Origin of the sequence: Cellulosimicrobium protaetiae, assembly GCF_009708005.2 — a bacterium.
Taxonomy (GTDB): Bacteria; Actinomycetota; Actinomycetes; order Actinomycetales; family Cellulomonadaceae; genus Cellulosimicrobium; species Cellulosimicrobium protaetiae.
In genome coordinates this window covers 1,309,396-1,334,950 of the sequence record NZ_CP052757.1, presented here as the reverse complement: position 1 = coordinate 1,334,950, position 25,555 = coordinate 1,309,396, and the positions used below count along the sequence as shown (strand labels likewise).

Below are 25,555 nucleotides of genomic sequence, written 5' to 3'. Positions count from 1 at the left end.
CGGCGCCGCAGGTCAGGCGTGCCCGGTCTCCTCGGACTCGGCCGCGAGACGCTCCTCGACGCGCTCGATCTTGCCCGTGAGCTCGCCGGACCGGCCGGGCCGGATGTCGGCCTTGATGACGAGAGAGACGCGGTGCCCGCCCGCTCCGACGGCCTCGGTGGCGCGCTGGATCACGGGCATGACGGCGTCCCAGTCGCCCTCGATCTCGGTGAACATCGCGGTGGTGCGGTTGGGCAGGCCCGACTCGCGGACGATGCGGACTGCCTCGGCGACGGAGTCCGCGACGGACTCGCCGGCACCGAGCGGGGCGACGGAGAAGGCGAAGACGGCCATGGGGCCATCGTGGCACGGCCCCGACGTAGGCTCGTCGTCGTGACAGCAGAACACCGCACCGACCGCGTGACCGTGCTCGCGGGCGGGGTCGGCGGGGCACGCCTCGCGCACGGCCTGGACCTCGCCGGGGCCGACCTCACGGTCGTCGTGAACGTCGCGGACGACGTCGAGCTGCACGGGCTGTGGATCTCGCCCGACCTCGACACCGTGACGTACACCCTCGCCGGGCTCGCGGACGAGGAGCGCGGCTGGGGCGTGGTCGGCGAGACGTACGCGGCGCTGGGGGCGATGGGCCGGCTCGGCGAGGACACGTGGTTCACGCTCGGGGACAAGGACCTGGCGACGCACGTCGTGCGGACGGCCCGGCTGCGCGCCGGAGCGTCGCTGACCGACGTGACCGCGCAGCTCACGTCCGCGCTCGGCGTGCAGGCGCGCGTGCTGCCCGTGAGCGACGACCGTGTCGCGACGCTCGTCGACACGCCCGCGGGGCGCCTCGGGTTCCAGGAGTACTTCGTCGGGCGACGGCACACGGACGACGTGCTCGGCCTCGTGTACGACGGCATCGAGGAGGCGCGCGCGGCGCCCGGCGTGCTCGACGCGGTGGCCGACGCCGACGTGGTCGTGGTCGCGCCGTCGAACCCGTTCCTGTCGGTGGAACCGGTGCTGGGCGTCGCCGGGGTGCGGGACGCGCTCGCCGGGACCGCCGCACGCCGTGTCGCGGTGAGCCCGATCGTCGGCGGCCGCGCGATCAAGGGCCCGGCGGCGCAGATCCTCACGACGCTCGGGCACGAGGTCTCCGCGCTCGGCATCGCGCGGCTGTACGTGGGGCTCGTCGACGTCATGGTGATCGACGACCACGACGCCCACCTCGCCGACGACGTGCGGGCGCTCGGGATGGACGTCGTCGTCACGGACACGATGATGGGTGGCACGGAGGGCCGCGAGCGCCTCGCACGCACGCTCCTCCGCTCGGTGGGGGTCGTCCGTGGGTGACCTCGTGGTGCCCGACGGCGCAGCCCACCCGGGCGTGCCCGCGCGCCCGGGGCGCGTCGTCGCCGTCGTGCCGCTGCGCGACGGGTCGTCCGGGAAGTCGCGGCTCGCGCACGTCCTGGACCGTGCGGCACGCAGCCGCCTCATCGCCGTGCTCGCGCGGCACGTGGTGCGGACGCTGCTCGCGAGCGAGGGCGTGGAGCGCGTGGTCGTCGTGACGTCCGACCCGCGGTTCACGTGGCGTGCGCTGCGGGACGTCGTGGTGGACGAGTCCGCCGACGCCGCGGGGTCCGCCGGGTCGGACGCGCTCCCCCTCCTGACCGACGAAGCGGACCGGCTGCGCATCGTGCTCCAGCCCGCGGACCGGCCGGGGCTGAACGCCGCGGTCGAGGTCGGCCGGGAGATCGCGACCCAGGACGCGCCGGCGGCGGGCCCGGTGCGACTCCTCGTGGCGCACGCCGATCTCCCCGCGCTCACGCCGGAGGACGTCGCGGCGCTGCTCGCCGAGGACGCGGCGGTCGTCGTCGCGACGGACCGGGCGGGATCCGGCACCAACCTGCTCGCTCTCGACGCGGGCGTGGAGGCGTTCCGGTTCCGGTTCGGCGCCGACAGCCGGGCGGCGCACGTCGCGGAGGCCGAGCGGCTCGGGTTACGGGCCGTCGTCGTGCACCGGCCGGGGACCGCGGTCGACCTCGACACCGTGGAGGACTGGGACGAGCTGCCGGCCAACGCGCGCGCGGCCGTGGGGCTGCACGTCCCGGCGCTGCGCGACCGCGAGGCCTGACGGGGAGCGTCCCGCGCGCCCAGGTTACGACCGTCCTCCCCACCGGCCGCGGTGCACGACGTCGTCGAGCGGCTTGCGCGCGCGACGGCGCGGCGAGCCCGTGGTCGCCCGGTCGGCGGGGTGCCCGACGGCGACGACCCCGGTAGGGGCGTACGCGTCGGGGATGCCGAACGCGGCGCGCAGCCGCGCGACCTCGCCCGGGGCCACGCCGAAGAAGCACGCGCCGAGCCCCGCGTCGACCGCGGTCTGCAGCATGAGCAGCGCGGCCATCCCCGCGTCGACGTGCCAGTACGGCACGGCCCAGCGGTTCTCGTCGCGGTCGGCCCAGCCCTTGTCGTCCTCGGCGTACCGGTCGAGGTAGACGTCCTTCGACGTGAGGACCACGACGAGCACGGGCGCCGTGCGCATCCCCGCGAGCCACGCGCTCATGCTCCGCTCGGGCTGCTCGGGCGAGGTCGCGGCCCAGAAGCGCGCGACGTCGTCGGGCTCGGTGAGCACGAGGAACGACCACCCCTGCGCGAACCCAGCGCTCGGCGCGCGGACCGCGTTGCGCACGAGGCGGTCGACCGCGTCCGCCGCGACCGGCTCGTCGGTGAACCGGCGCACCATGCGCCGGCGTCGGACGACGTCCTGGAACTCCACGTGGCCCCCTCGGCACGGTCCGGCAGCAGGTCCCCTGCACCCTATCCGCGGACCGGACGGGTCATCCGCACCTCCACGAGGCGCGGGTCGCTCGGGAGCGGCTTCGTCTCGCCGGTCGCGGCGAAGCCCGCGCGCTCGTACAGCGTGCGGGCCGGGGTGTTGGTCGCGGTGACCCACAGCGCGAGCGTCCGCGCCCCGAGCTCGGCCGCGAGCGCGTCAGCGGAGCGCAGGAGCGCCGCCGCGACGCCTCCGCCCCGCGCGGCCGGGTCGACCCACACGGAGACGAGGTCGGCCGCGGTCGGGTCGTCGGGCGAGGGGACGACCGTCGCGATCCCGACCACCGCCCCGGGCGACCGGTCGCGCCCGGCCGCGGCACCGCCGTCGGGCACCTGCCGTGCGAGGAGCGTGCGGCCCTGCGCCGCACGCTCGCGCCACACGTCGTCGGGGAACGCGACCTCCCGCGCGAGCGTCGAGCCGAACGCGGACGGCGCGTCCGCGAGCGCCCGCAGGCGGACGTCCCGGAGGTCGCGCCAGTCGTCCGGTCGGACGCGCGCGACGGTCGTGGTGGGCATCGGCCCATCGTGGCAGCCCGGCCCGGTGCCGAGGCACCGGACCGGGCGGGACACGCGAACGCTCAGGCCGCGTCGAGGCGCGCGCGCAGCTCCGCGTCGAGCTCGAGGTCGGCCGCACCCAGGAGCTCGTCGAGCTGCTCGAGCGTGCTGGGCCCGATGATCGGGACCACTGGGTGCTCGCCGCCGAGGAGCCACGCGAGCGCGACCTGGTTCGGCGTCGCGCCGAGCTCACCCGCGACCTCGTGCAGGAGACGGATGCGCTCGCGCGTGGTCGGGTGGTCGAACCCGTCCCACAGCGGCTTGTCGCGGCGCACGTACGCGCCCTGGAGGATCGGCGAGTAGGCGGTGACGGCGAGCGGCGGGCGCCCGTCGACGCCCGTCGAGGCCGCGTAGTCGAGCAGCTCGTACGACGCCCAGTTGTGGCGTCCCGGCTCGGGCGTCGGGTAGGCGTACGTGAAGTTCTGCTGCACGAGCCCGTAGGGCGCGATGCCCTGACGCTGCGCCTCCTCGCGCGCCTCCACGACGCGCCACAGCGCGACGTTCGAGATGCCCGTGATCCCGACGACGCCCTCGGCCTGGAGCTTGCCGAACGCGCCGACGGTCTCGGCGATGGCCGTGTCGTAGTCGTCGACGTGCCCGTAGAGGACGTCGATGTGGTCGATGCCGAGGTGGCGCAGGCTCTCGTGCGCCTCGTACCCGATCACGTCGGCGCCGAGCCCCTGGAAGTTCGTGGGCTCGACGTTCTGCAGCGGCAGGGCGGGGTCCTTCTTCGCCGCGCCGAGCTTGGTCGCGATGCGGACGTCGTCGCGCACGCCACGGCTCGCGAGCCAGCGGCCGAGGAGGTCCTCGCTGTCGCGACCGTGGCCGCCGGCCCAGTAGCTGTAGTTGTTCGCGGTGTCGAGGAACGTGCCGCCTGCCTCGAGGTAGCGGTCGAGGATCGCGAACGACGTGTCCTCGTCGACGCGCGTGCCCATGTTCATCGTGCCGAGGCAGAGGGTCGACACGTCGAAGGAGGTGCGCCCGTCGCCGATGGTGCGGTACCGCATGGTGGTCTCCCGAGGTTCGTGATGGACCGCAGTGGTCCGTGGTGGACCCGTGGTCCTGATGACGTGCTCCACGCTACGGAGAGATCGGCACGGGTGTACGGTCCGATCCCATGACCACCGACCAGACCAATTCGCTCCCAGCGGCTCGTCCGGGGACGATGGCGGAGCTCGCCTGGGAGGCGCTGCTCGACCTGGGGACGGGGCCGGGCTCGCGCGTCGAACGGCTCGAGCGCGCGGTCCGCGACGCGGTGCACACCGGCCGCATCCCGGCCGGGGCGGCGCTGCCGCCGAGCCGACAGCTCGCGGAGTCGCTCGGCGTCTCGCGCTGGGTCGTCACGGAGGCGTACGGCCAGCTCGTCGCCGAGGGCTTCCTCGACGCGCGCACCGGGTCGGCGACCCGCGTCTCCACCGCCGCCGGCGTCGGCGCCCGATCGACGAGCCCCAGGGGAACGGGTGCGCACGGCGAGTGGCCCACGAGCCCGGCGGGAACGACGGCGCGCGCGGGTCGTGGCGGGCCTGGCGGGAGCCGCGAGGGACGAGCGGCGGATGGTCGACCCGCGCGCGCCGTCGTGGACGCCGGGCGGACCGACACCGGCAGAACCCGCACCGCGCGCGCCCGGTTCGACCTCGCGCCCGGCGTGCCCGACCTCCGGCACGTGCCGCGCGACGCGTGGCTGCGGGCGGCGCGCGACGCGCTCGGTTCCTCGACCGGTACCGCGTCGAACGACGACCTCGGCCAGCCCTCCCCCGCCGGGCACCCGCACGCGCGGGCCGTCGTCGCCGACCACCTGCGCCGGGCGCGGGTCGCCGCCGCGGCGGACGACGCCGTCGTGCTCACGCGCGGCGCGACCGACGGGATCGCGCGCGTCGCGACGGCGCTCGTCGAGGCGGGTCACACGCACCTCCTCGTCGAGGACCCGAGCTGGTCCGTGCTGCGCGACGTCGCGGCGCGCGTCGGGCTCACGCCCGTCCCGGTCCCCGTGGACGACGCGGGCGCGGACGTCGACGCGCTCGTCGCGGCGTCGCGCCGGACCGGGGCGCGGGCGGCGCTGCTCACGCCGGCGCACCAGTTCCCCACCGGCTCCGCGCTGGCGCCCGAGCGGCGCGAGGCCGTCGTCGCGTGGGCTCGTGCCGTCGACGGTCTCCTGGTCGAGGACGACTACGACGCCGAGTTCCGGTACGACCGCCGGCCCGTCGCCGCGCTCCAGCAGCTCGACCCCGAGCGTGTGGTGCTGCTGGGGTCGGTGAGCAAGACGATGAGCCCGGCGTTCGGCGTCGGGTGGATGGTCGTGCCCGCGCGCTGGCGGGAGTCCGTGATGCGGGCGGCCACCCTGCACGGCTCGACGGCGGCACCGTCCACGGTCGACCAGCTCACGTTCGCGCGGTTCGTCGCGTCGGGCGGGTACGACCGGCACCTGCGCGCCGCGCGCGGGCGGTACCGCCGTCGTCGCGACGCCGTGCTCGACGCCCTGGCCCGCGAGCTGCCCGGCGCCGCGGTGCGCGGCATCGCGGCGGGGATGCACGCTCTGCTCTCCCTGCCCGGCTCACCGGACGGCCCCGCCCCCGACGCCGCGCACGTCGTGCGCGAGGCCGCGCGCCGCGAGGTCACGGTCGCCGACCTGCGCCGCTACCAGGTCCGCCCCGCCGAGCGGTCGACGACCCTCGTGCTCGGGTACGGCAACCTGGCCGACGCCCGCGTCGACGAGGCGTTGGCCCGCCTGTCCGACGCGGTCCGCGCCGCCGCTCGTCCTGGGGCAGGAGGCTGAGGGGTCAGATCCGTTCGGCGAGGAGCTCGACGAGGGCCTTGCCCTGCACGCCGGCGAGGTCGTCGGCCTGCGTCCGGCACGAGAACCCGTCCGCGAGGTACACGTCGCCCGGCGCGGCGTCGCGCAGCGCGGGCAGCAGCGCGTTCTCCGCGACGGCGACCGACGTCTCGTAGTGGCCCTTCTGCATGCCGAAGTTGCCCGCGAGGCCGCAGCAGCCGGCGAGGACCTTGATCGTCGCGCCCGCGTCGCGCAGCAGCCGCTCGTCGGCGGCGAAGCCCATCACCGAGTGCTGGTGGCAGTGCGGCTGCACGACGGCGGTCACGTCCGACAGGTCGGGCACGCGCCACCCGGACTCGCGGCCGGGCGCGGTGTCCACGGACGTGAGGAGCTCGGCGAGCGTGCGCGTCGCGGCGGAGACGGCCTGGGCGCGCGGGTCGTCGGGGAACAGGTCGACGAGGTCGGAGCGCAGCACCGCGGTGCACGACGGCTCGAGGCCCATGATCGGGATGCCGTTCACGGCGTACGGGCCGAGCACGGACAGCAGGTTCTCCAGGCGCTTGCGCGCGCCGTCGAGCTGGCCCGTGCTGATCCACGTGAGGCCGCAGCACGCCTGCTCGTCGGGGACGACGACGTCGTACCCGGCCGCGGTGAGCACCTTGACGGCCGCCTGGGGAACGCCCGGCGACATGTTGTCGCTGAACGAGTCGGTCCACAGCACGACCTTGGGCCGCTCGTCGCGCACGGGGTGGCCCGGTCTCTGACCGATGCGCAGCCCGGGGACGCCTTGGGTCGCGCCGCCGCGCTTCCACCACGTGCGGAAGGGCACCTCGGCGAACGTCGTCATCGAGCGGCGCGTGTCCATGCCGCCCGCCCAGAGGACCGTCTTCGCGAGCGGGCGGATGCCGAGCAGCTTGTTAGCCAGGCGCGGCATCCCCGTCGCGAGCCGCGCCCAGATCGGGAGCCAGCCGAGCGAGTAGTGGTCGACCGGACGCAACTTGCCGCGGTAGGTGCGGTACAGCACCTCGGACTTGTACTGCGCCATGTCGACGCCCGCGGGGCAGTCGCTCGAGCACGCCTTGCACGACAGGCACAGGTCGAGCGAGCCGCGCACCTCCGGTGCCGCGAGCCCGCCGACGAGCGTGCCGTTCACCGCCTCCTGGAGCACGCGGGCGCGGGCGCGCGTGACGTCCTTCTCGTCCTTGGTCGCCTGGTACGACGGGCACATGAACCCGCCCGCGGCGCTGTTGTCCGCGCGGCACTTGCCGACGCCGACGCAGCGGTGCACGGCCTGGGTCATGTCGCCGTGGTCGTGCGCGAAGGAGAAGCCCTGGTAGCCGGCGCGGCGCGAGATCTTCGTGACCTTGGCGGGTGCGGCAGTGCTCGTCCCGGGCGTCCCCGGTGCGCCGACCTTCGAGAGCAGCGGGTGCGCGTGCGGGCGGCGCAGGTCGTCGTCGACCGCGCTCGGGCGCACGACGACGCCCGGGTTCATGACGTCCTGCGGGTCGAACAGCGCCTTGAACCGCTCCATGAGCGCGATCGCCTCGGGGCTGTACATGACCGGCAGGAGCTCCGAGCGCGCGCGGCCGTCGCCGTGCTCGCCCGAGAGCGAGCCGCCGTACTTCGCGACGAGCTCGGCCGCCTCGAGCATGAACGTGCGCAGCACGGAGCCCGACGCCTCGAGCGGGATGTCGATGCGCAGGTGCACGCAGCCGTCGCCGAAGTGCCCGTACGGCAGGCCGTCGACGCCGTAGCGCGCCATGAGCGCGTCGAGGTCGCGCAGGTAGTCGCCCAGCCTCTCCGGCGGGACGGCGGAGTCCTCCCAGCCTGGCCACGCCTGCTCGCCCGCGGGCGTGCGCCCGGCCAGCCCCGCGCCGTCGGCCCGGATCTGCCACATCTTGGTCGCGTCGGGGCCCGCGGGCAGGATCATCGTCGCCTCGCTGCCCGACGCCGCGACGATCGCCTCCGCGTTCGCCATCGCCTCCTCGGGGGTCGCGCCCCCGACCTCGACCATGAGCCAGCCCGCGCCCGGCGGCAGCGGCGGCACGGACGCGTCGCCCTTGGCGCGGCGCACGACGTCGACGAGCCGCGCGTCGAGGCCCTCGACCGCGAGGGGGCTGAGGTTCAGGAAGGTCGGGACGTCGTCGGCCGCGGAGGGCATGTCCGGGTAGCCCAGCACGACGAGCGTCGGCTTGGACGGCACGGGAACGAGGCGGACCGTGGCCTCGAGGATCGTCACGAGCGTGCCCTCGGTCCCGACGAGCGCCTTGGCGAGGTCCGAGCCGTTCTCCGGGAGCAGGTGCTCGAGCGAGTAGCCCGACACCTGGCGCCCGAACCGCCCGAACTCCGTCCGGATGAGCGCCAGGTTCTCGCGGACGAGCTCCGCGAGACCCGGGACGTCGGCGAACGTCGGGTCGCCCTTGCCCGCGGTGAAGCGGCGGCCGTGCCCGTCGACGACGTCGAGCGCGAGGACGTTGTCGACCGTACGGCCGTAGGCGACCGCGTGCGGGCCGCACGCGTTGTTGCCGATCATGCCGCCGAGCGTCGCGCGGTTCTGCGTGGACGGGTCCGGCCCGAACCGCAGGCCGTGCGGCGCCGCCTCCTGCTGGAGCGCCGACATGACGACGCCCGGCTCGATGCGGGCCGTGCGCGCCTCCGGGTCCACGTCGAGCACGCGGTTCACGTGCCGCGTGAAGTCGAGCACCACGCCCGGGCCGATCGAGTTGCCCGCGACCGACGTCCCGGCGCCGCGCGCCGTGACCGGGACCTCGAGCTCGCGCAGCACGTCGAGCGCCGCGACGACGTCGTCCGCGTCCTGCGGGTACACCACGGCCTCGGGCACGACGCGGTAGTTCGACGCGTCCGTCGAGTACTCGGCGCGGCGCCGCGTCGAGGAGTCGACCGCGCCGCGCACGACCGTCCGCAGCGCCTCGGCGAGCGCCGTGCGCGCGACGTCGGCCGCGCGTTCGGCCTCGCGGAGAGCGGCCGCGCGCTCCGCCTCCGGCGACGTCGTCGCGCGGGAGCCGGACCGCCGCGAACCGTTCCCGTCGTGCGGCGGGGCGGGGGTCGTGGTGGCGTCGATCTCAGCGGACACGTCGCGATTCTCGCACCCTCGCGCCCCGGGGCCCGGAACCGTCCGCCCCGTGGCTCTCCGATCCGCCGGGGTAGAACCGTGGTTGCGCGAGATAGAACCGTGGTCGGGTCTCAGGCCCGCGTGGTCGGGTCTCAGGCCCGCGTGGTCGGGTCTCAGGCCCGCGTGGTCGGGTCTCAGGCCCGCGTGGTCGGGTCCGCGGTGGGGGTGGTCTCGGTGCTCGGGGCTGCCGCGCCGTCACCCTGGTCTTTCGGCCGTGGGTTCTCGGAGCGCGGCTTTGACGCCCCTTCGCATCCGAGCCCACCCCCACCGCTCACCTGTCGGCCCCGCCATGCCCCGACGCCTGGCCGACCAGGCGGTCCCGGCAGGCCGAACAGGTGATCACGGTTCGTCCACCACCCAGGACCAGCCAGAACCACCTGCTCGGCGCGATGCGACGCTGGCGGATCCGACACCGCGGGCGGTCGCCCGAGGCGCGCACAGACCAGGGTGCGACGACGCCGGTCGGGGTGGGTGGTGGTGCCGCGTCGTGGTGGGCCTGGCGGGAGCCGCGAGGGACGAGCGGCGGATGGTAGACGCGGCACCACCACCCACCCCGACCACCCAAGCCAGCCACACGCCATCCGGCACAAGAACCAGGCCCTTCCTCGCGCGACCACGGTTCTACCTCGCGGGACCACGGTTCTACCTCGGCGGACCAGGGTTCGATCTCGGGGTCAGAGGACGAGTTCCGGTTGGAGCTTCTTGATGGTCCAGACGCGTTGCCTGCGGGCGGCGACGGTGGTCAGGGCGAGGGCGCCCGCCAGGACGACGAGGAGGACCGTGACGTCGCGCGTCACCGTCGCCATGTTGCCGCCGTAGAGGAGCTGGCGCAGTCCCTCGACGGCGTACGTCATGGGCAGGAACTGGTGCATCGAGCGCAGCGGCTCGGGGATCGTCTGCCAGGGAAACGTGCCTCCCGCGGTGACGAGCTGGACGAGCATGAGCACGAGCCCGAGGAACTGCCCGGCCGCACCGAGCCAGACGTTGAGCGCCTGGAGGATCGCGACGAACGTCGCGGACACGAGCACGAGGAACAGCGCGGTGCCGACGCCGTGGGCGGGGTCGATGTCGAGCGCGAACTTGGTCACGGTGAACATCGCGGCGACCTGCACGACGCCGATCGTGGCCGGGGTGAGCCACCCGCCCAGGGCGGTGGCCAGGCCGGACCGCCCGGCGGCGAGGGCCCGCGACGACAGCGGGCGCACCAGCAGGAAGAGCACGTAGGCGCCGATCCACGTCGCGAGGGACAGGAAGAACGGCGCGAGGCCGCCGCCGTACGTCCCCGCGGAGGACAGCGCCTCGTTCTCCACCGACACCGGGTTGCCGATGGTCTCGGCCGTGTCCTGGCGCGTCTGCTCGTCGAGGTCGGGCACCTGGCCGAGGCCGTCGGCGAGCCCGTCGCGGAGCTGCGTGACGCCGTCGACGAGCTCGCCCGAGCCGTCGCGCAGCTGCGACGTGCCGTCGGCGAGCGAGGTGGCCCCGTCGGACACCTGGCGCGTGCCGTCGGCGAGCTGCGAGACGCCGTCCACGAGCTGCGGGGTCGCGGCGGCGAGCTGCCCGGTGCCGTCGGCGAGGCGGTCCGCGCCGTCGGCGGCCGTGGCGATCCCGGCAGTGAGCTGCGGCGTCGCCTCCGCGAGGCGGGCCGCGCCGTCGGACACCTGGCGCGAGCCGTCGGCGAGCTGGTCGAGCTTCCCGGAGGCCGCGGTCACCTGGTCGACGGCGCCCTGGACCTGCTCGCGCTGCTGGTCGAGCACGGGTGCGACCTGCGACCGCACCTGGTCGGCCGTCGCCTGGTCGAGGACGCCGTCGGCGACGAGCTGGTCGAGCCGTGCGTCGACGTCGCCGCGGATCGTGTCGAGCGTCGGGAGCACCTGGCCCGCCGCGTCGGCGGCCTGCTGCCCGTACTGCGCGACCTGCGCGTTCCCGTCCGCGACCTGCGCGGCGCCGTCGGCGAGTTGCTGGGTCTGGTCGGGCAGCGACGACGTCGCGCCGCGGAGCGTCGCGAGCCCGGTGGCCAGGGACTCGGCGCCGTCGTCGAGCTGCCCGACGGCGTCCGTGAGCGTCCCGGTGCTCACGTCGAGACGCTCGGCGCCGTCGGCGGCCTGGCCCGCGCCGGTGGCGAGCGTGTGCGCGCCGTCGTCCGCGGTGACGAGGCCGTCACGGAGCTGCGTCGACCCGTCGAGGAGCTGGTCCGCGCCGTCGACGGCGTCGGCGAGGTTGGTGTGGATGGACGCGAAGCCGCGCAGGAACGTGTCCGCGGCCTCGGTCCCGACCTGCTCGGCGATCGAGTCGCGCACCTTGCCGACGATCTGGTCCGCGATGGTGCGCGCGAGGTAGTTGTTCGCGTCGTTGGTGATGAGCGTGAGGCTCGCCTGCTGGGGCTCGAACTCGCCCGCGGACGCGAGGTCGGCGGAGAACGTCGGCCCGATGACGAGCGCGGCGTCGTACCGGCCGGACCGCACGCCGTACTCGGCGTCGACCTGGCTCGTCTCGACCCAACCGAACCCGCCGTCGTCGAGGAGCTGGTCGGCGACGTCGCGGCCAAAGTGGCGCTCCGTCGTCGCCCCCGTCTGGGCGTCCGTCGTCGTGGTGCCCTCGTCCAGGACGACGAGCGCGGCGGGGATCTCGTCGAGCTTGTCGTACGGGTCGTGGTTCGCGAACAGGTACAGCCCGGCGTAGAGGGTGGGGATGAGCGCCATCGCCAGGATGGCGAGGCGCGGCAGCGTGCCCGCGGCGAGGCGGCGCAGCTCGGACAGCCCGAGGCGGATCGCGGTCATCGGCCCTCCTCGGGGTCGTCCTGGGTGTCGGCGCGCTCGTCGAGCCCGGGATCGTTCCTCAGGTCGTCGTCCGGCTGAGGAACGACCCCGGGTTCGGCAGCGTCCGGGACCGGGTGGGGATCGGGCGCCGGGTCCGGGGCGGGCGGCGGGGTGGGGCGGGTCCGGAGGACGACGACGGGCGGCTCGTGGATCGAGGCGCCGCGCGCGGGCGGGAGGTCGACGCCGAGGTCGCGGGCCGACGCGCGCGTGCACTGCACGAGGACGCCGTAGCCCGCGCCGGCGAGCGAGAGCGCGACCTCCCACCAGCCCGACGGCTCGCCGCCGTGGCGGTCCGGGAGGGTGAGCACAAGGAAGCGAACGTCGGGGTCCTCGGCCGCGAGCGCCGCGAGCAGGGCGGTGCGCACGACCCCGGGGACCTGGTCGAGGCGCCGCGCGCGGTCGGCGGTGAGCGAGTGGTCGGCGAGCCAGCGCGTGACATCGGAGGGCAGGGACCGTCGCCCGGCGAGCGCGAGGCCCTCGGCGACGACGTCGGACACGGTGAGCGCGTCGTCGGGCTCGCTGATGCCGGGGACGTCGACGACGGCGGTCACGTCGCGCAGCGTCGCGGCGGCACCGCGGGACGTGCGCCCGGCCCGGCGCGACGGCGCGTCCGCCGGCAGGAGCCGGACCTCGCCCCCCGACGGGTCGAACCGCCCGGTGGCGACGAGCGCGAGGGCGGTGTGCCCGTGCCCGGGCTCGCCCGCGACGAGCACGCACTCGCCCGTGGACCAGGCGAGGTCCATCGGCTCGAGCATGGGCTCGCGCCGCCCGTCGACGCGGACGTCCGTCAGCGTGATCTGCATCCCGGCTCTTCCCTCTCGTGGGTCCTCGGTCCTCCCCGAGGACGCCGTTGACTCACGGTCAACAACGCTACGCCTCTTGTTGACTCACGGTCAACAACGGCGTACAACAGATGTCATGCCCCGCACGCCCGCCCCCTCCGTCGATCCCCGGTCTCCCTCCGACGCGGCGCACCTGCCGCACGGCGCGCGCCGCCGTCGCGAGCCCGCCGACCGACGTCGCGAGCTGCTCGACGCAGCCGCGCAGCAGGCCGACGAGCACGGCCTGGACTCCCTGACCCCCGCGGCCGTGGCCGCGCGCTCGGGAGCCTCGAAGGCGCTCGTCTTCCACTACTTCGGGTCCACCGCGGGGCTGCGCCGGGCCGTCGCGCTCGAGGCCGTGGCGGGGCTCGAGGCGGCGACCGTCGCACCGGACGATCGTCCCCTCGTGGAGCGCCCGGCGCTCGCCGTCGCCTCGTTCCTCGACGCGGTCGAGGCCCGCCGGCTCGTCTGGCAGGACCTATGGCGCGGTGCGCTCGCGGAGGACGACGCGACGCAGACGGCGCTCGCGCGCGTCCGCGAGGGCCTCGTCGCCCGGCTCACCTCCACGGTCTCCGCGACGTCCGGCGCGCCGCTCACGTCGCCGCGCCTCCGGCTGATCGCCGCGGGCTGGGTCGCGCTCGTCGAGAACGTCACCGCGGCGTGGCTCGGCGGGAGCGACCTGTCTCGCACCGAGATCGAGCGGCTCGTCCTCGCGAGCGCCGTCGTCCTCGTCCCCGAGCTCCCCGAACCCGCGCGCGGCGCCGTCCTCGCCATCGCCCGGGCGAACTCCGGCGCGGCGGGCTAGCGTCGGGAGAGCGCCCGCCGGGACGCGGCGGGGACGAGATCGGGAGGCAGCGCATGCGCGTGGTGGTCGTCGGGGCGAGCGGGAACGTCGGCACCGCGCTGCTGCGCCGGCTCGCGACCGAGCCCGTCGTGACGTCCGTCGTGGCGGTCGCGCGGCACGTGCCGCGCGCCGACGGGTCGAGCACCGTCCGGTTCCCGCACGACACGGCGACGTGGCGCTACGCCGACGTCACGCAGGCCGACGCCGCCACCCGGCTCGGCACCGCGTTCGACGGGGCCGACGTCGTCGTGCACCTCGCGTGGGCGGACCGAGGCGGGCAGGGGCGGCGTCGCGCGAACGTGGACGGCACGCGCGCCGTCGTCGCGGCCGCGCGCCACGCAGGCGTGGCCCACCTCGTGGTCGCGTCGTCGGTCGCGGCCTGCTCCCCCGCCCCGTACGCGGGCGACGCGCGGGACGTCCCCGTCTCCGAGGGCTGGCCGGTCCGGGGTGCCTCCGGGGCGCCCCACGCGCAGGACAAGGCGGCGGTCGAGGCCCTGCTCGACGACGTCGACCGCACCGACGGGATCGTCGTGTCGCGCGTGCGGTCGCCCCTCGTCCTCCAGCGCGACGCCGCGTCGCAGATCGCCCGCGACCTGCTCGGGCCCGTCGTCACCCGCGCGCTGCGACGCAGCCCGCTGGAGTCCGTCCGCGTCCCGGAGGGCCTGCGGTTCCAGGTGGTCCACGCCGACGACCTCGCCGAGGCCTACGCCCGGATCGTCGTGGGGCGCCACCCAGGGCCGTTCAACGTCGCCCACCCGACCGTGCTCGGGCCCCAGGACGTCGCGGACGTCGTCGCCGACGGGCACTTGGAGCAGGTGCCCTACGGGTCGGTGCGCACGGCGGTCCGCCTGGCCCGCGCCGCGCGGCTCGTCCCCGTCGGGGCGGACTGGCTCGACATGTCCATGCGGGTCCCGGTCCTCGACACCGGGCTCGCGCGCGAGCGGCTGCGCTGGACGCCCGTCCACGACGCCAGGGACACCCTCGCCGAGCTGGTCGACGGCGTCCGTGCGGGCGCCGGGACGTCGTCGCCGCCGCTCCTGCCCCGCTGAACGTTCCCGGGCCGCGCCCCGGCGTCGCCGAGCACGAACGAGGGTCGCTGCCCGTCGGACAGCGACCCTCGTCTCGTGCTCGGCGCGACGGCGCCCGCGTCAGCTCTCGAGCGCGGCGTCCAGCGTGATCGTCGGGACGCCCGCGAGCGCCTTCGACACGGGGCACGTCGCCTTGGCCGTCTCGGCCGCCTGCTGGAACCCGGCCGCGTCGATGCCCTCGACCTCGCCGCGCACCGTGAGCGCGATCGTCGGGATCTGGAAGCCGCCCGCGGGGTCCGGCGCGAGCGTGACCTCGGCGGTCACCTCGAGCGAGACGGGCGTCGCGCCGGCCTCGGCGAGCACGGCCGAGAACTGCATCGCGAAGCAGGACGAGTGTGCTGCGGCGATGAGCTCCTCGGGGCTCGTGACGCCGCCCGCGTCGTCCGCGGCGCGGCGCGGGAACGAGACGTCGTACGTGCCGACCTTCGAGCTCGTGAGCTCGACCTGGCCCTGGCCGTCCTGCAGTCCACCGTTCCAGGCGGTACGAGCGATACGCGTGGGCATGCGAGATCTCCTTCGACGTCGGGGTGCCCGGACCGACCCGGGCTCGCCCCGACCGTAACGCGCGGACGGCCCGCCTGCCCCGGATGGCGGCGCACGTCACAGTCCCGCACGACGACCCGGAAGCACCCGGCGCACCCGGCACGAGGCCTCAGCCGAGCTGGCCCACGGGGCGGTAGACGACCGAGGACGCCTTGTTGTCGAACGTGCCCAGCGTGGGGCAGTGCGGCGTGCAGTTCTTCTTCGCCCCCGCGTAGCTGTACGCGTCGTAGAGGGTCACCCAGCACCCTGCGTAGCTCGTCGCGGACGTGACCACGTTGTTCATGAGGAAGCTCGCCAGGTTGGGGAACCCGTACGTAGAACCGGTGTAGCACCCGTTGGTGCCCTGCCCGTAGAGCACCTTGGAGGCACCCTTGTAGTTGGCGTCGCGCCAGAGCACCCCCAGGACGAGCGAGCTGGGCGCCGCGGCCACCGCCCGCTCCGTGCCGGCGAGCCGCGGCGCGGCCGTCGCCGCCGCGTTGAGCTCGGCGACCACGCCGTCGACGTCGCCCCGTGTCGCGTCGGCGAGCCGCGACGCCGCGACCTCGCCGCCCGACGCGAACTCGAGCGCCTCCTCGAGCGACCCGAAGCAGGTCTCGGGGGCGGTCGGGACGTCGGCGGGGTCCTCACCGGGCAGGACCGGCAGGGCCTGGACCGCGCAGCTCTCCCCGGTCGAGACCGGGTCGGCGGCGTCGGTGGTCCGGTCCCACGTCACGACGCGCAGGTCCGGCTCCGAGGCGAGAGCGGGGGCCGCTGCCGCGGCCGAGAGGGCGAGCCCGGCGACGAGCGCGGCGGACAGGACGCGGAGCGAGGATCTGGTCATGGTTCTCCTTCTGCGTGGGCCACGCCCCCGGGTTCGCACCTCGTGGACCTGACGCGGGAAGGGGACTCCCACGGGACGGCCACGTCCCGTGACCCCGCCCGCATCCTAGGGCGGCGCGGACCGGTTGTCTCCGGTACGGAAGTCCCGCCGCTGGGCAGGTCAGGGTGTCGTTGGTTACCGTGCTCGGGTGGCCTCCGTCCCACCCGGGCGAGACCGCTGGGAAGGACCCATCCACGAACCCTTCGCCGAACCGGCCCTGCCGGGGAGATGAGTGTCGATGAAGCACCGTTCTCTGCCCGTGTCACTGACTGCCGCCGCCGCGAGCCTCGCGGTCGTCGCGGCTGCTGCCGCACCCGCCGCCGCGGACCCACCACCCGCCCCCGACCTCGGCGTGCAGTCGGGCGAGTCGCTCGCCCCGACCGACAAGGTCGCCCCGTCGCTCGCGAAGGCGACCGGCACGGTGACGGCGTTCGTCGAGCTCGACGCTCCGTCGGCGGTCGACCTCGCGGCGCAGGGCGCGAGCCCGGACGAGGTCGAGGCCAACGCGCAGGAGGTCGCACAGCTCGCGGACGACGTCGTCCCGCAGCAGGCGACCGCCCGCAGCGCCGGCGCGCGCGACCCGCAGCAGGTGTCGGTGACGAGCACGCTCGTCGCGGGCGTCGTCGTCACGGGCGACGCGGCCCGGGTGCGCGACCTCGCGCGCGACGCCTCGGTCGTCACGGTCTACCGGATCATCCCCAAGAAGCCGGCGAACAAGGGCACGGACGTGTTCACGCGGGCGCTCGAGACGTGGCAGAGCACGGGCCTCACCGGCGAGGGCGTGCGGATCGGCATCATCGACACGGGCGTCGACTACACGCACAAGGCGTTCGGCGGCCCCGGCACGCAGGAGGCGTTCGACGAGGCGTACGGCGACCGCGGCACCGGCCCGGTGCCCGACGGCACGTTCGACGAGCTGAAGTACCTCGGCGGGCACGACTTCGCGGGGTACGACTACGACGCGAGCGGCACCGTCCCCGGCACGACGCTCGTGCCGACGCCCGACGAGAACCCCATCGACTCGCTCGACTCGGTCGGCTCGGGCCACGGCTCGCACGTCGCGGGCACGACGGCGGCGTACGGCGTCACCGCGGACGGCGAGACGTTCGACGGCGACTACTCGACGCTCACGGACATCTCCGACTGGCAGGTCGGCCCGGGCTCGGCGCCCGAGGCGGGCATCTACGCGCTGAAGGTGTTCGGCGACCTCGGCGGCTCGACGGGCGTCGTCGTCGACGCGCTCGAGTGGGCGGCCGACCCGAACGGCGACGGCGACCTGTCCGACCGCCTCGACATCGTCAACCTCTCCCTCGGCTCCGACGGCTCGCCCGCGGACGACCCGGAGAACCTGTTCATCGACCAGCTCTCGCGCCTCGGCACGCTGTCCGTCATCGCGTCGGGCAACGCGGGCGACGTGACCGACGTCGGCGGCTCGCCCGGCAACGCGCGGACCGCCCTCACGGTCGCGAACTCGGTCGGCGACACCCAGACGTTCGACGCGGTGCGCGTCGAGGCCCCGGAGTCGCTCGTGGGCACCTACCCGGCCCAGAACTCGGTGAACTACGCGGGCGGTGCGGACGTGACCGCCCCGGTCGCGTTCCTCGGGGGCGACGTCGACGGGTGCCAGGCGTTCACGCCGGAGCAGGCCGCGGCGGTCGCGGGCAAGATCGCGTTCCTGTACTGGGACGACGACGACGCGACGCGCGCGTGCGGCAGCGGCGCGCGGTTCAACAACGCGCAGGCCGCGGGCGCGGTCGGCGTGCTGCTCTCCTCCGAGCTCGACTCGTTCGTCGCCGGCATCGCCGGGAACGCCGGCATCCCCGGCGCACAGCTCACCGGGCCGAGCCACGACGCCCTGCGCCCGGCGATCGAGGCCGGCGAGGTCACGATGACGATCGGCCCGTCGCTCGCGCTCTCGTCGTTCGTCTCGATCCCGGAGATCGGCGACACGCTCAACAGCGGGTCGTCGCGCGGCGTGCACGGCTCGCTCGGCATCGCCAAGCCCGACGTCGCGGCCCCCGGCACGGGGATCGCGTCCGTCGCGTCCGGTCGCCTCGACGGCGCGAGCATCAAGTCCGGCACGTCCATGGCGACGCCGCACGTCGCCGGCATCGCTGCGCTCGTCAAGGAGGCCCACCCGGGCTGGGCGCCGGCCGAGGTCAAGGCGTCGGTCATGAACACCGCGACGCACGACGTCTTCACGGGCCCGTCGGGCACCGGGACCGCCTACGGCCCCGAGCGCGTGGGCTCCGGGCGCGTCGACGCCGTCGACGCCGCGACGAACTCGACCCTCGCCTACGCGTCGCAGGACTCCGACCAGGTGTCCGTGGCGTTCGGCGTCGTGCCCGTCGGCGCGGACACCGTGACGGTGCGCAAGACCGTGACCGTGCAGAACACGGGCGACGCCCCGAAGACGTACGCGACGAGCTTCGCGCAGTCCAGCACCGCGGGCGGCGCGACCGTGTCGGTCGCCCCGGCGTCGGTCACCGTCCCCGCGGGGCAGCGCACGGTCGTGACCGTGACGCTCACCGCGGACCCCGCGACGCTCGCCAAGGAGCTCGACCCGACGTCGTCGGCCGACTCCGGTCTCGGCGTGCCGCGCGACTTCGTGTCGTCGGTCAGCGGTCGCGTGGTGCTCACCCCGACCGACGGGGGCTCCGAGCTCCGCGTCCCCGTCCAGGCGTCGCCGAAGCTGGTGAGCGACCTGACCGGCGACGACGTCGCCTTCCCGGGTTCGGCGGACACCGCCGACCTCGGCCTCGACGGCCGCGGCGTGGCGTCGGGCGGCTGGTACTCGCTCGTCGCCCCGTTCGAGCTCAAGACGACGAGCCCGCGCCTCGAGGCGGACGCGGCGGTCGGCGCCTCGGCGTCCGCGATCGCGGCGGCGGACGTGCGCGCGGTCGGCTTCTCGTCGACGGCGCCGCAGGTCGCCGCGGCAGGAGGCGACCCCGCGGACGGCGTCATCGGCATCGGCGTCGCGGTCGACGGGCAGTGGGCGAGCCTCGGCTCGGTCTCGATCCCCGCGGTCGAGGTCGACGTCGACTCCGACGGTTCCGCCGACTTCGAGGTCGCGGCGATCAAGTACAACAGCGAGACGGACCTGACCCTCGCGGCGACGTTCACGCTCAAGGACTGGACCGCCCCGGACGGCACCGCGTACGAGGCCGGCGACAACGTCGACCTCCAGCCGATCAACACGCTGTGGGGGAACGTCGACACCTCCGTGTTCGACAACAACGTCGTCGTCCTCCCCGTGGGCATCGGGTCGCTCGGCATCGAGGAGGGCGACGTGCCGACGTTCCAGGTCCTCACGTACTCGCCGTACTCGCAGGCCGCCGACCAGCTCGTCGACGCGACCGAGACGTTCACGGGTGACCCGTACGACCCGGCCTACTGGTTCGAGGGCGGCGACCAGCTCGTGTACATCGGGGCGGACGACGCGTCGATCCCGGTGCACCGCTCGCAGGCCGCGGCCGAGGCGGGCAGCGGCAAGCTCCTGCTGCTGCACCTGCACAACGCGACGGCGACCAAGCGCTGGCAGACCGTGGACGTCACGACGTCCGCCGTCGTCGACGCGACGGTCACCGCGGAGGCGCGCTGCCTCGGCGGCAAGGCGCACGTCGCGGTCCGCGTGCTCAACGAGTCGGGCGCGACGGCCGACGTCGTGGTCACCACGCCGTACGGCGAGAAGACGTTCCCGAACGTCAAGGACGGCAAGAACGCCTACCAGTCGTTCTCGTCGCGCTCCGCGTCGTTCGACGCGGGCTCCGTGACCGCGACGCTCACCGCCGAGATCGACGGCGAGGAGATCACGACGACCTACGACGCGGACTTCGACGCGCTGAGCTGCTCGTAGTCCTGCGCCGCTCCACGAGGGCCGTCACCCGTCCGGGTGGCGGCCCTCGCCGCGTCCTGGGTGTCGGGGGGCTACGAGGGGCACGGGTGGGTCCGAGGGGGCTCGAGGGGGCCTGAGCAGCGGGCGGCGGATACGCTCGCGGCGTGAGCGACTTCCCCGCCCCTGACACCTTCTTCGCCCTGCGCCCCGGCCCCGCCGCGGGGACGGGGCCCGCCGGGAGCCCCGGCCTGCGCCTCACCGTGCACGACCTGGGCGAGCTCGTCCTGCCCAGCGGCCGGCTCGAGGCGTCGGACCCGTTCACGCTGCTCGGCGAGGGTCTCGTCGTCCAGGTGGAGCCGGGCCGGTACCCCGTGCGCGTCACCGTCGCCGACGTCTCCGACGAGCAGGACGGCTCCCACCTGCGCGAGGCGTACCTGAGCGTCGTGCTCGCCGACGGCGAGGTGGCGGCCGTCGAGCCGGTCGTGCCCGAGGGTGCCGACGGGCCGCCCGAGGCCGGCGCGGCGTTCGGCGTGCCGGTCGACGCCGGGACCGTCGCGTTCGCGGACGCCGACGCCGTCGCGCGCCTCATGCCGGACGGCGACTGGTACGAGGAGGTCTTCGACGACGGCACGGACACGAGCTGGTTCGCGCTCACGGACTCTCCCGACCACCTGCGCGAGGGGTCGGCGAACATCCTGCTCCCGGGCGCGCGGGACGGCGAGAACGTCGTGATCTCCCACTCGGGGTGGGGCGACGGCTTCTACCCGCTCGTGCGCACCGTCGCGGCGGACGGCACCGTCCTCGGCCTGCACCTCGACCTCCTCGTCGCGCTCCCGGACGAGGACGACGACTGACGCGCCCCTCGGAGGGTGCGCACGCCCCGCGGACGGAGCAGGGCTCGTGCTGGCTCGGTGTGATGTCGTCTAGCCCGCGGCAGCGTCTCGCGACGACCGCGCCAGCCGCTCGACGAGGTCGTCCGGGATCGGCCTGCTCGGCGAGAAGGTGACGCCGGTCTTGGTCGACCGGAGACCGGAGGCCGCGATCTCTTCGGCGTGCTCGGCGACGGCCTCCGGGAGGAGGTACAGGCCGCACTGCCGGCTGAACGCCGCGTAGCTCGCGACGACCGAGCCGCCGATGCTGAACCCCGGCATGTCGTAGGCCACGATCTCCTCCGCCTCCGGGAGGACGCGGGACAGGATCGTGCGCAGGCGGGTCAGCGAGGGCCGGAAGGCCTCGGGTGCCGCGGCGATGTAGGCGTCGTGGTCGGCCGGGGTCGTCATGGGCGTCGTGATCCTCTTCTCCTGGTCGTCGTCACGATCCTCGCTCAATCGTCCCGCGTGTCAACCTCCCCGGCCGAGACCGGCCCCCCCGGGGAGCCAGCCCGCGCGGAGCGGACGGGAGGCTCCTAGCCTGGAGAGGATCCCGTACAGACCGACGACCGCAGGGGGCCACCATGCCCGGGCACGGCACGCACCGGAGCAGCCTCTCCGGACGGTTCTCCCACGACGCCGACGTCGACTACGAGATCCGCACGGTCCTCGGCGCCGCGTTCTCGGGCGCCGCGGACGTGGGCGAGGTCCTCGCCGCCGTCGCCGACGTCGGGACGGACCACCGCGCGTGGTTCCGCGCCTGGGACGCGCTCGGCGACCGGGTCGCCGCCCTGGGCGAGTCGTCGGCCGCGGCCGGGCACCGCGTCAGCGGGGCCTCCGCGTTCCTGCGCGCGTCGGCCTACCTCGCCGTGGCGGTGAACGCGGTCGCGGCGCTCGACGACGACGAGCTGCTCCTGCCGACGTTCCGCAAGCACCGCGCCGCGTGGGACCGTTGGGTCGACCTCGTCGACCTCGAGGTCGAGCGCGTGGCCCTCCCCTACGAGGGCGCCACGCTGCCCGGGTGGTTCTTCCGGGCGCCGGGCTCGTCCGACGAGCCACGGCCTACGCTCGTCGCCGTCAACGGCTCGGACGGCTCGACGACGGCGCTCTGGTCCGCGTGCGTGTCCGGGGCCCTGCGCCGGGGGTACCACGCCCTCGTGTTCGACGGCCCCGGCCAGCAGTCGATGCTCTTCGAGCACGGCGTCCCGTTCCGCCCCGACTTCGAGGCGGTCCTCACGCCGGTGCTCGACGCCGTCGTCGCCCGGCCCGACGTCGACGCGGACCGTGTCGCGGTGTACGGGATCAGCCAGGCCGGCTACTGGGTCACGCGCGCGCTCGCGTTCGAGCACCGCCCGGCGGCTGCCGTCGTCGACCCGGGCGTGCTGGCCGTCGCGGCCTCGTGGGAGCGCGAGGTGCCCAAGAGCCTGCTGAAGCTGCTCGACAAGGGCGACGACCGCGCCTTCGACCGTGACATGGAGCTGGGGATGCGCTTCTCGAAGGGCACCGCGCGGACGTGGCGCTTCCGCGCGCGGCCGTACGGCGTCGACGGGTACGCCGCGACCTTGCGCGAGGTCCGCCGGTACGACGCCTCCGACGTCGCCGGACAGGTCACGACGCCGCTGCTCGTCACGAGCCCCGAGGACGAGCAGTTCTGGCCCGGGCAGTCGGAACGACTCGCCGGGCTCGTGCCGGGCGCGACCCTCGTCACCTTCAGCGACGACGAGGGCGCGAGCGCGCACTGCCAGCCTCTCGCCCGCGCCCTCACCGAGCAGCGCATGTTCGACTGGCTCGACGAGCGTCTCGCCCGGTAGGGACCCGGCGTCCTCCCAGGTCAGACCCGGACGCCGAGCCCTTGCAGCTCCAGCACGAGGCCCTTGATCGCCGCGGCCGGGACCTGTCCCGAACCGCTCTCCACGATCCCCGCGACCGACGCCGGCACCTCGGCGTCGGAGCACAGCACGAGGGGGGTGTCGGCCGACGAGACCGGGAGCCGGCCGTGCGAGCCCTTCACGTACGAGGCGTCGAGCGGGACCGTGCTCATCGCGTACCGCAGGCCGACCTTCTTCTTCACGAGGTTGAGACCGGCCTTCGCCTTCGCCAGCTTGTCCGCGGGGTCGAAGAACAGCTCGGCGGGGTCGTAGCCCGGCTTGCGGTGGATGTCGACGCCGCGCGCGTACTCCGGCGCGCGCGCGTCGTCGAGCCAGAAGTAGTACGTGAACCAGGCGCCCGGCTCGGCGACGACGACGAGGTCTCCCGAGCGCTCGTGGTCGAGCCCGTACCGGGCCTGCGCCTCGCGGTCGAGCACCTCGTCGACGCCCGGGACGCCGCGCAGCAGGTCGGTGACGCGACGCTTGAGCGCGGGGTCGTGCTGGTCCCCCAGGTAGACGTGCGCGACCTGGTGGTCCGCGACGGCGAACGCGCGCGACGTCCACGGGTCGAGCTGCTCCTTGCCGTCCTGCACGTAGACCTCGAGCAGGCCCTCGCGGCGCAGGATGCGGTTGAGGTGCACGGGGGTGTCAACGTCCGCGATGCCGTACTCGGAGACCACGAGGACGGTGACGCCCTGGTTCGCGGCGTCGTCGAGCAGGGGGGCGAGCGTCGCGTCGAGCTCGGCCGCGGCGGCGTCGGCCTGCGGGGACGTCGGCCCGAACCGCTGGAGGTCGTAGTCGAGGTGCGGGACGTACGCCATCGTGAGATCCGGGGCGTGCGTCCGGAGCACGTGCCGGGTCGCGTCGACGATCCACCGCGACGAGGAGATGTCCGCCGTCGGACCCCAGTACGTGAACAGGGGGAACTCGCCGAACCGGCCGACGAGGTCGTCGTGCAGCGCCGGCGGGCGCACGTACGCGTCCGGGGACTTGCGACCGTCGGCGTGGTAGATCGGTCGCGGCGTGACGGTGACGTCGGTCGTCATGCCCATCGCGTTCCACCAGCACACGTTCGCCGACGAGTACTCGCGGCGTGCGCGGCGCGCGGCCTCCCACAGCTTCTCGCCCTCGACGAGCCGGGCGTGCTGCCGCCACAGGTACACGTCGCCGAGCTCGCGGAAGTACCAGCCGTTCCCGACGATCCCGTGCTGCGACGGGCTGAGCCCGGTCGTCATCGTGGCCTGGACGCTGCACGTCACCGCGGGCAGCACGGTCGCGAGCTCGGACTGCCACCCGCTCGCGGCGAGCTGGCGCAGGCGCGGCATGTGCGCGAGCGCGGTCGAGGTGAGCCCGACGACATCGAGCAGCAGCACGGGCTTCATGCGGTCCTCCTGGTGGTGGTGTCCTGCCCGCCGAGCACGACATGGCCCGCCGTCGAACCCGACATGGGGGTCGTCAACGGCCCGTTCGCGTCCTCCGTGTCGTGTTCGGCGGGGGTGGGGGTGAGGTGGGTGGTGGCCCAGCGGAGCTCGGCCGCTATGCCCGCGACGAGCGAGGTCGTGGTTGCGCCCTCGGGGAGCACCGACCACGTGTACGTCTCGACGTCGAGGTGGGCCTCGTCGCCGTGCGGTGCCGCGCGGACCGCGTCGACCGCGTCCCGCAGGACGTCGGTCGTCGCCGCGAGCGGCGGGGCGGGCTCGTGGTGCAGCGGCACGTGGAAGTGCACGCGCCACGGCCCCTCCCCCGGCAGCGCGCCCGGTCGCCCGATCGTCGCGGTGGGCGCGTCGCCGTCCTGCCCGGCGTCGTCGTGCCCGACGGCGTCCCCCGGCTCCGGTGCGGTGGCGCCACCCAGCGCGTCGGGCAGGTCGTCCGCGGCGAGCACGTCGCCGGTGGCGGTCAGCTCGCGCACCTGGTGGATGTACCGCTTCTCGGCGAACGCCCCGACGGCGGACCGTGCGACGGGGTCGGACGGGTCGTCGACGTGCAGCGCGGCGGACGCCTGCACCTTGACGACCCGCAGCCCCGAATCGGTGATGCGACGCACCGTCTCGGCCGTCCCCGCGCGGCGGTCCGCGAACGACACCGCAAGGTGGCACGTGTCGAGGCACACCCCGACGTGCTCGGGGTCGATCCGCCCCTCGTCCGACGCACCGGCAGAGCCCACCGGCCCCGTCCGCGCCGCGAGCCAGCTCACGACGTCGTCGACCGTGTCCAGCACGCAGCCCGGCTCCGGCTCGACCGCGACCCGGACGACCTTCCCCGTCCGCTCGCGGAGGTCGCGCAGCCCTTCGCCCAGGGCGACGAACGCGCGCGTCGCGGCCTCGTCGTCGGCGTCCGACCACGGCTCACGCCACGCGAGAGGGAGCGTCGAGATCGAGCCGGGGACGCCGTCGGGCAGGAGGTCGGCGAGGACCTCCGCGCACGCGAGCGTGTACTCCAGCCGCGCAGGGTCGGCCCACGTGGGCGTGTAGACGTCGAGCTTGACGACGTCCGCGTGGAACCCGCCGTACGGGAACGCGTTGAGCGTGTGGACCTGGAGGCCCTGCTCGTCGAGGACGGCGCGGAGCCACGCGCGGTCCGCCGGGGACGCCGCGAGCCGGTGCGCGAGCGTCGCGGGCATCCACAGCCCGACGCCGAGGACGTCGAGCCCCGCGGCCTCGCGGACGGGACCCGCGTAGGTGACGAGCTGGTCGACGACCCCGTCGAGGTCCTCGGCGGGGTGGACGTTGGTGCAGTACGACAACAGCAT

At 74.8% G+C, this 25,555-nt stretch carries 20 protein-coding genes; 8 read left to right on the top strand and 12 right to left on the bottom strand.

Features of this window, described 5'->3' with window-relative positions; translation table 11 throughout:
* Positions 1 to 12 precede the first annotated feature (12 nt).
* Entirely contained in the window at positions 13 to 333 is a 321-nt protein-coding gene (locus FIC82_RS05750; RefSeq protein ID WP_154797893.1) for an MTH1187 family thiamine-binding protein, read from the bottom strand.
* A gap of 39 nt (positions 334 to 372) precedes the next feature.
* On the opposite strand from FIC82_RS05750, the gene cofD reads away from it, so the two are divergent.
* Both cofD and cofC read left to right on the top strand, forming a co-directional pair.
* Positions 373 to 1,326, top strand: coding sequence for a 2-phospho-L-lactate transferase (cofD, locus tag FIC82_RS05745; protein WP_168731526.1), 954 nt, complete (start codon positions 373 to 375; stop codon positions 1,324 to 1,326).
* Complete coding sequence (gene cofC / locus FIC82_RS05740; RefSeq protein ID WP_253691510.1) at positions 1,319 to 2,107, top strand: 2-phospho-L-lactate guanylyltransferase; 789 nt, start codon at positions 1,319 to 1,321, stop codon at positions 2,105 to 2,107. The genes cofD and cofC overlap by 8 nt, the downstream gene beginning before the upstream one ends.
* Before the next feature lie 24 nt (positions 2,108 to 2,131).
* Here cofC and FIC82_RS05735 read toward each other — a convergent pair whose 3' ends face one another.
* The 3 genes from FIC82_RS05735 to FIC82_RS05725 form a co-directional block, all read right to left on the bottom strand.
* Positions 2,132 to 2,749 carry a nitroreductase family protein gene (locus FIC82_RS05735; RefSeq protein WP_168731525.1) on the bottom strand — a complete coding sequence of 206 codons (618 nt, stop codon included), beginning with the start codon at positions 2,747 to 2,749 and terminating at the stop codon, positions 2,132 to 2,134.
* A 41-nt stretch (positions 2,750 to 2,790) separates the two neighbouring features.
* A complete protein-coding gene (locus FIC82_RS05730) occupies positions 2,791 to 3,321 on the bottom strand; it encodes a GNAT family N-acetyltransferase (protein WP_154797892.1) in 531 nt (176 codons plus the stop codon).
* Between the two features lie 62 nt (positions 3,322 to 3,383).
* Positions 3,384 to 4,367, bottom strand: a complete 984-nt coding sequence (locus FIC82_RS05725; RefSeq protein WP_154797891.1) for an aldo/keto reductase — start codon at positions 4,365 to 4,367, stop codon at positions 3,384 to 3,386.
* A 110-nt stretch (positions 4,368 to 4,477) separates the two neighbouring features.
* Between FIC82_RS05725 and pdxR the strand changes: the two genes are divergently transcribed.
* Positions 4,478 to 6,133 carry a MocR-like pyridoxine biosynthesis transcription factor PdxR gene (pdxR, locus tag FIC82_RS05720; protein ID WP_253691508.1) on the top strand — a complete coding sequence of 552 codons (1,656 nt, stop codon included), beginning with the start codon at positions 4,478 to 4,480 and terminating at the stop codon, positions 6,131 to 6,133.
* Positions 6,134 to 6,137: 4 nt separating this feature from the next.
* Here the strand turns inward: pdxR and FIC82_RS05715 are convergent, their stop codons facing one another.
* The 3 genes from FIC82_RS05715 to FIC82_RS05705 all read right to left on the bottom strand — a co-directional run bounded on the left by FIC82_RS05715 (position 6,138) and on the right by FIC82_RS05705 (position 12,882).
* Entirely contained in the window at positions 6,138 to 9,056 is a 2,919-nt protein-coding gene (locus FIC82_RS05715) for an FAD-binding and (Fe-S)-binding domain-containing protein (RefSeq protein ID WP_154799879.1), read from the bottom strand.
* 881 nt (positions 9,057 to 9,937) lie between these two features.
* The gene (locus tag FIC82_RS05710) at positions 9,938 to 12,040 is read right to left on the bottom strand and encodes a YhgE/Pip domain-containing protein (protein WP_154797890.1); all 2,103 of its coding nucleotides are present in this window, start codon (positions 12,038 to 12,040) and stop codon (positions 9,938 to 9,940) included.
* Complete coding sequence (locus tag FIC82_RS05705) at positions 12,037 to 12,882, bottom strand: hypothetical protein (RefSeq protein ID WP_216609994.1); 846 nt, start codon at positions 12,880 to 12,882, stop codon at positions 12,037 to 12,039. The genes FIC82_RS05710 and FIC82_RS05705 overlap by 4 nt, the downstream gene beginning before the upstream one ends.
* Positions 12,883 to 12,997: 115 nt before the next feature.
* On the opposite strand from FIC82_RS05705, the gene FIC82_RS05700 reads away from it, so the two are divergent.
* Both FIC82_RS05700 and FIC82_RS05695 read left to right on the top strand, forming a co-directional pair.
* Positions 12,998 to 13,705, top strand: a complete 708-nt coding sequence (locus FIC82_RS05700) for a TetR/AcrR family transcriptional regulator (RefSeq protein WP_168731524.1) — start codon at positions 12,998 to 13,000, stop codon at positions 13,703 to 13,705.
* Between the two features lie 53 nt (positions 13,706 to 13,758).
* Positions 13,759 to 14,793, top strand: a complete 1,035-nt coding sequence (locus FIC82_RS05695; RefSeq protein ID WP_154797888.1) for an NAD-dependent epimerase/dehydratase family protein — start codon at positions 13,759 to 13,761, stop codon at positions 14,791 to 14,793.
* 99 nt (positions 14,794 to 14,892) lie between these two features.
* Here the strand turns inward: FIC82_RS05695 and FIC82_RS05690 are convergent, their stop codons facing one another.
* Together FIC82_RS05690 and FIC82_RS05685 are read right to left on the bottom strand one after the other, a co-directional pair.
* Complete coding sequence (locus FIC82_RS05690; RefSeq protein ID WP_154797887.1) at positions 14,893 to 15,336, bottom strand: OsmC family peroxiredoxin; 444 nt, start codon at positions 15,334 to 15,336, stop codon at positions 14,893 to 14,895.
* Between the two features lie 148 nt (positions 15,337 to 15,484).
* Complete coding sequence (locus FIC82_RS05685) at positions 15,485 to 16,195, bottom strand: hypothetical protein (protein ID WP_154797886.1); 711 nt, start codon at positions 16,193 to 16,195, stop codon at positions 15,485 to 15,487.
* Between the two features lie 277 nt (positions 16,196 to 16,472).
* Between FIC82_RS05685 and FIC82_RS05680 the strand changes: the two genes are divergently transcribed.
* Both FIC82_RS05680 and FIC82_RS05675 read left to right on the top strand, forming a co-directional pair.
* Positions 16,473 to 20,090 carry a S8 family peptidase gene (locus FIC82_RS05680; protein ID WP_154797885.1) on the top strand — a complete coding sequence of 1,206 codons (3,618 nt, stop codon included), beginning with the start codon at positions 16,473 to 16,475 and terminating at the stop codon, positions 20,088 to 20,090.
* Between the two features lie 143 nt (positions 20,091 to 20,233).
* Positions 20,234 to 20,923 carry a DUF4241 domain-containing protein gene (locus tag FIC82_RS05675; protein WP_154797884.1) on the top strand — a complete coding sequence of 230 codons (690 nt, stop codon included), beginning with the start codon at positions 20,234 to 20,236 and terminating at the stop codon, positions 20,921 to 20,923.
* Between the two features lie 69 nt (positions 20,924 to 20,992).
* Here the strand turns inward: FIC82_RS05675 and FIC82_RS05670 are convergent, their stop codons facing one another.
* Positions 20,993 to 21,349 (bottom strand): iron chaperone, encoded by a 357-nt coding sequence (locus tag FIC82_RS05670; protein ID WP_154797883.1) that lies wholly within the window; start codon positions 21,347 to 21,349, stop codon positions 20,993 to 20,995.
* A 173-nt stretch (positions 21,350 to 21,522) separates the two neighbouring features.
* On the opposite strand from FIC82_RS05670, the gene FIC82_RS05665 reads away from it, so the two are divergent.
* Complete coding sequence (locus tag FIC82_RS05665) at positions 21,523 to 22,749, top strand: alpha/beta hydrolase family protein (protein WP_154797882.1); 1,227 nt, start codon at positions 21,523 to 21,525, stop codon at positions 22,747 to 22,749.
* 20 nt (positions 22,750 to 22,769) lie between these two features.
* Here the strand turns inward: FIC82_RS05665 and FIC82_RS05660 are convergent, their stop codons facing one another.
* Both FIC82_RS05660 and eboE read right to left on the bottom strand, forming a co-directional pair.
* Complete coding sequence (locus tag FIC82_RS05660; RefSeq protein WP_154797881.1) at positions 22,770 to 24,188, bottom strand: alkaline phosphatase family protein; 1,419 nt, start codon at positions 24,186 to 24,188, stop codon at positions 22,770 to 22,772.
* The gene (eboE, locus tag FIC82_RS05655) at positions 24,185 to 25,555 is read right to left on the bottom strand and encodes a metabolite traffic protein EboE (RefSeq protein ID WP_171445693.1); all 1,371 of its coding nucleotides are present in this window, start codon (positions 25,553 to 25,555) and stop codon (positions 24,185 to 24,187) included. The genes FIC82_RS05660 and eboE overlap by 4 nt, the downstream gene beginning before the upstream one ends.

Coding starts and splice junctions, on each gene's coding strand:
- FIC82_RS05700 (WP_168731524.1), top strand. CDS start 12,998: ATGCCCCGCACGCCCGCCCCCTCCGTCGATCCCCGGTCTCCCTCCGAC.
- FIC82_RS05660 (WP_154797881.1), bottom strand. CDS start 24,188: ATGAAGCCCGTGCTGCTGCTCGATGTCGTCGGGCTCACCTCGACCGCG.
- FIC82_RS05690 (WP_154797887.1), bottom strand. CDS start 15,336: ATGCCCACGCGTATCGCTCGTACCGCCTGGAACGGTGGACTGCAGGAC.
- FIC82_RS05665 (WP_154797882.1), top strand. CDS start 21,523: ATGCCCGGGCACGGCACGCACCGGAGCAGCCTCTCCGGACGGTTCTCC.
- FIC82_RS05680 (WP_154797885.1), top strand. CDS start 16,473: ATGAAGCACCGTTCTCTGCCCGTGTCACTGACTGCCGCCGCCGCGAGC.
- FIC82_RS05730 (WP_154797892.1), bottom strand. CDS start 3,321: ATGCCCACCACGACCGTCGCGCGCGTCCGACCGGACGACTGGCGCGAC.
- eboE (WP_171445693.1), bottom strand. CDS start 25,555: ATGCTGTTGTCGTACTGCACCAACGTCCACCCCGCCGAGGACCTCGAC.
- FIC82_RS05705 (WP_216609994.1), bottom strand. CDS start 12,882: ATGCAGATCACGCTGACGGACGTCCGCGTCGACGGGCGGCGCGAGCCC.
- FIC82_RS05725 (WP_154797891.1), bottom strand. CDS start 4,367: ATGCGGTACCGCACCATCGGCGACGGGCGCACCTCCTTCGACGTGTCG.
- FIC82_RS05695 (WP_154797888.1), top strand. CDS start 13,759: ATGCGCGTGGTGGTCGTCGGGGCGAGCGGGAACGTCGGCACCGCGCTG.
- FIC82_RS05750 (WP_154797893.1), bottom strand. CDS start 333: ATGGCCGTCTTCGCCTTCTCCGTCGCCCCGCTCGGTGCCGGCGAGTCC.
- FIC82_RS05670 (WP_154797883.1), bottom strand. CDS start 21,349: ATGACGACCCCGGCCGACCACGACGCCTACATCGCCGCGGCACCCGAG.
- FIC82_RS05710 (WP_154797890.1), bottom strand. CDS start 12,040: ATGACCGCGATCCGCCTCGGGCTGTCCGAGCTGCGCCGCCTCGCCGCG.
- FIC82_RS05685 (WP_154797886.1), bottom strand. CDS start 16,195: ATGACCAGATCCTCGCTCCGCGTCCTGTCCGCCGCGCTCGTCGCCGGG.
- pdxR (WP_253691508.1), top strand. CDS start 4,478: ATGACCACCGACCAGACCAATTCGCTCCCAGCGGCTCGTCCGGGGACG.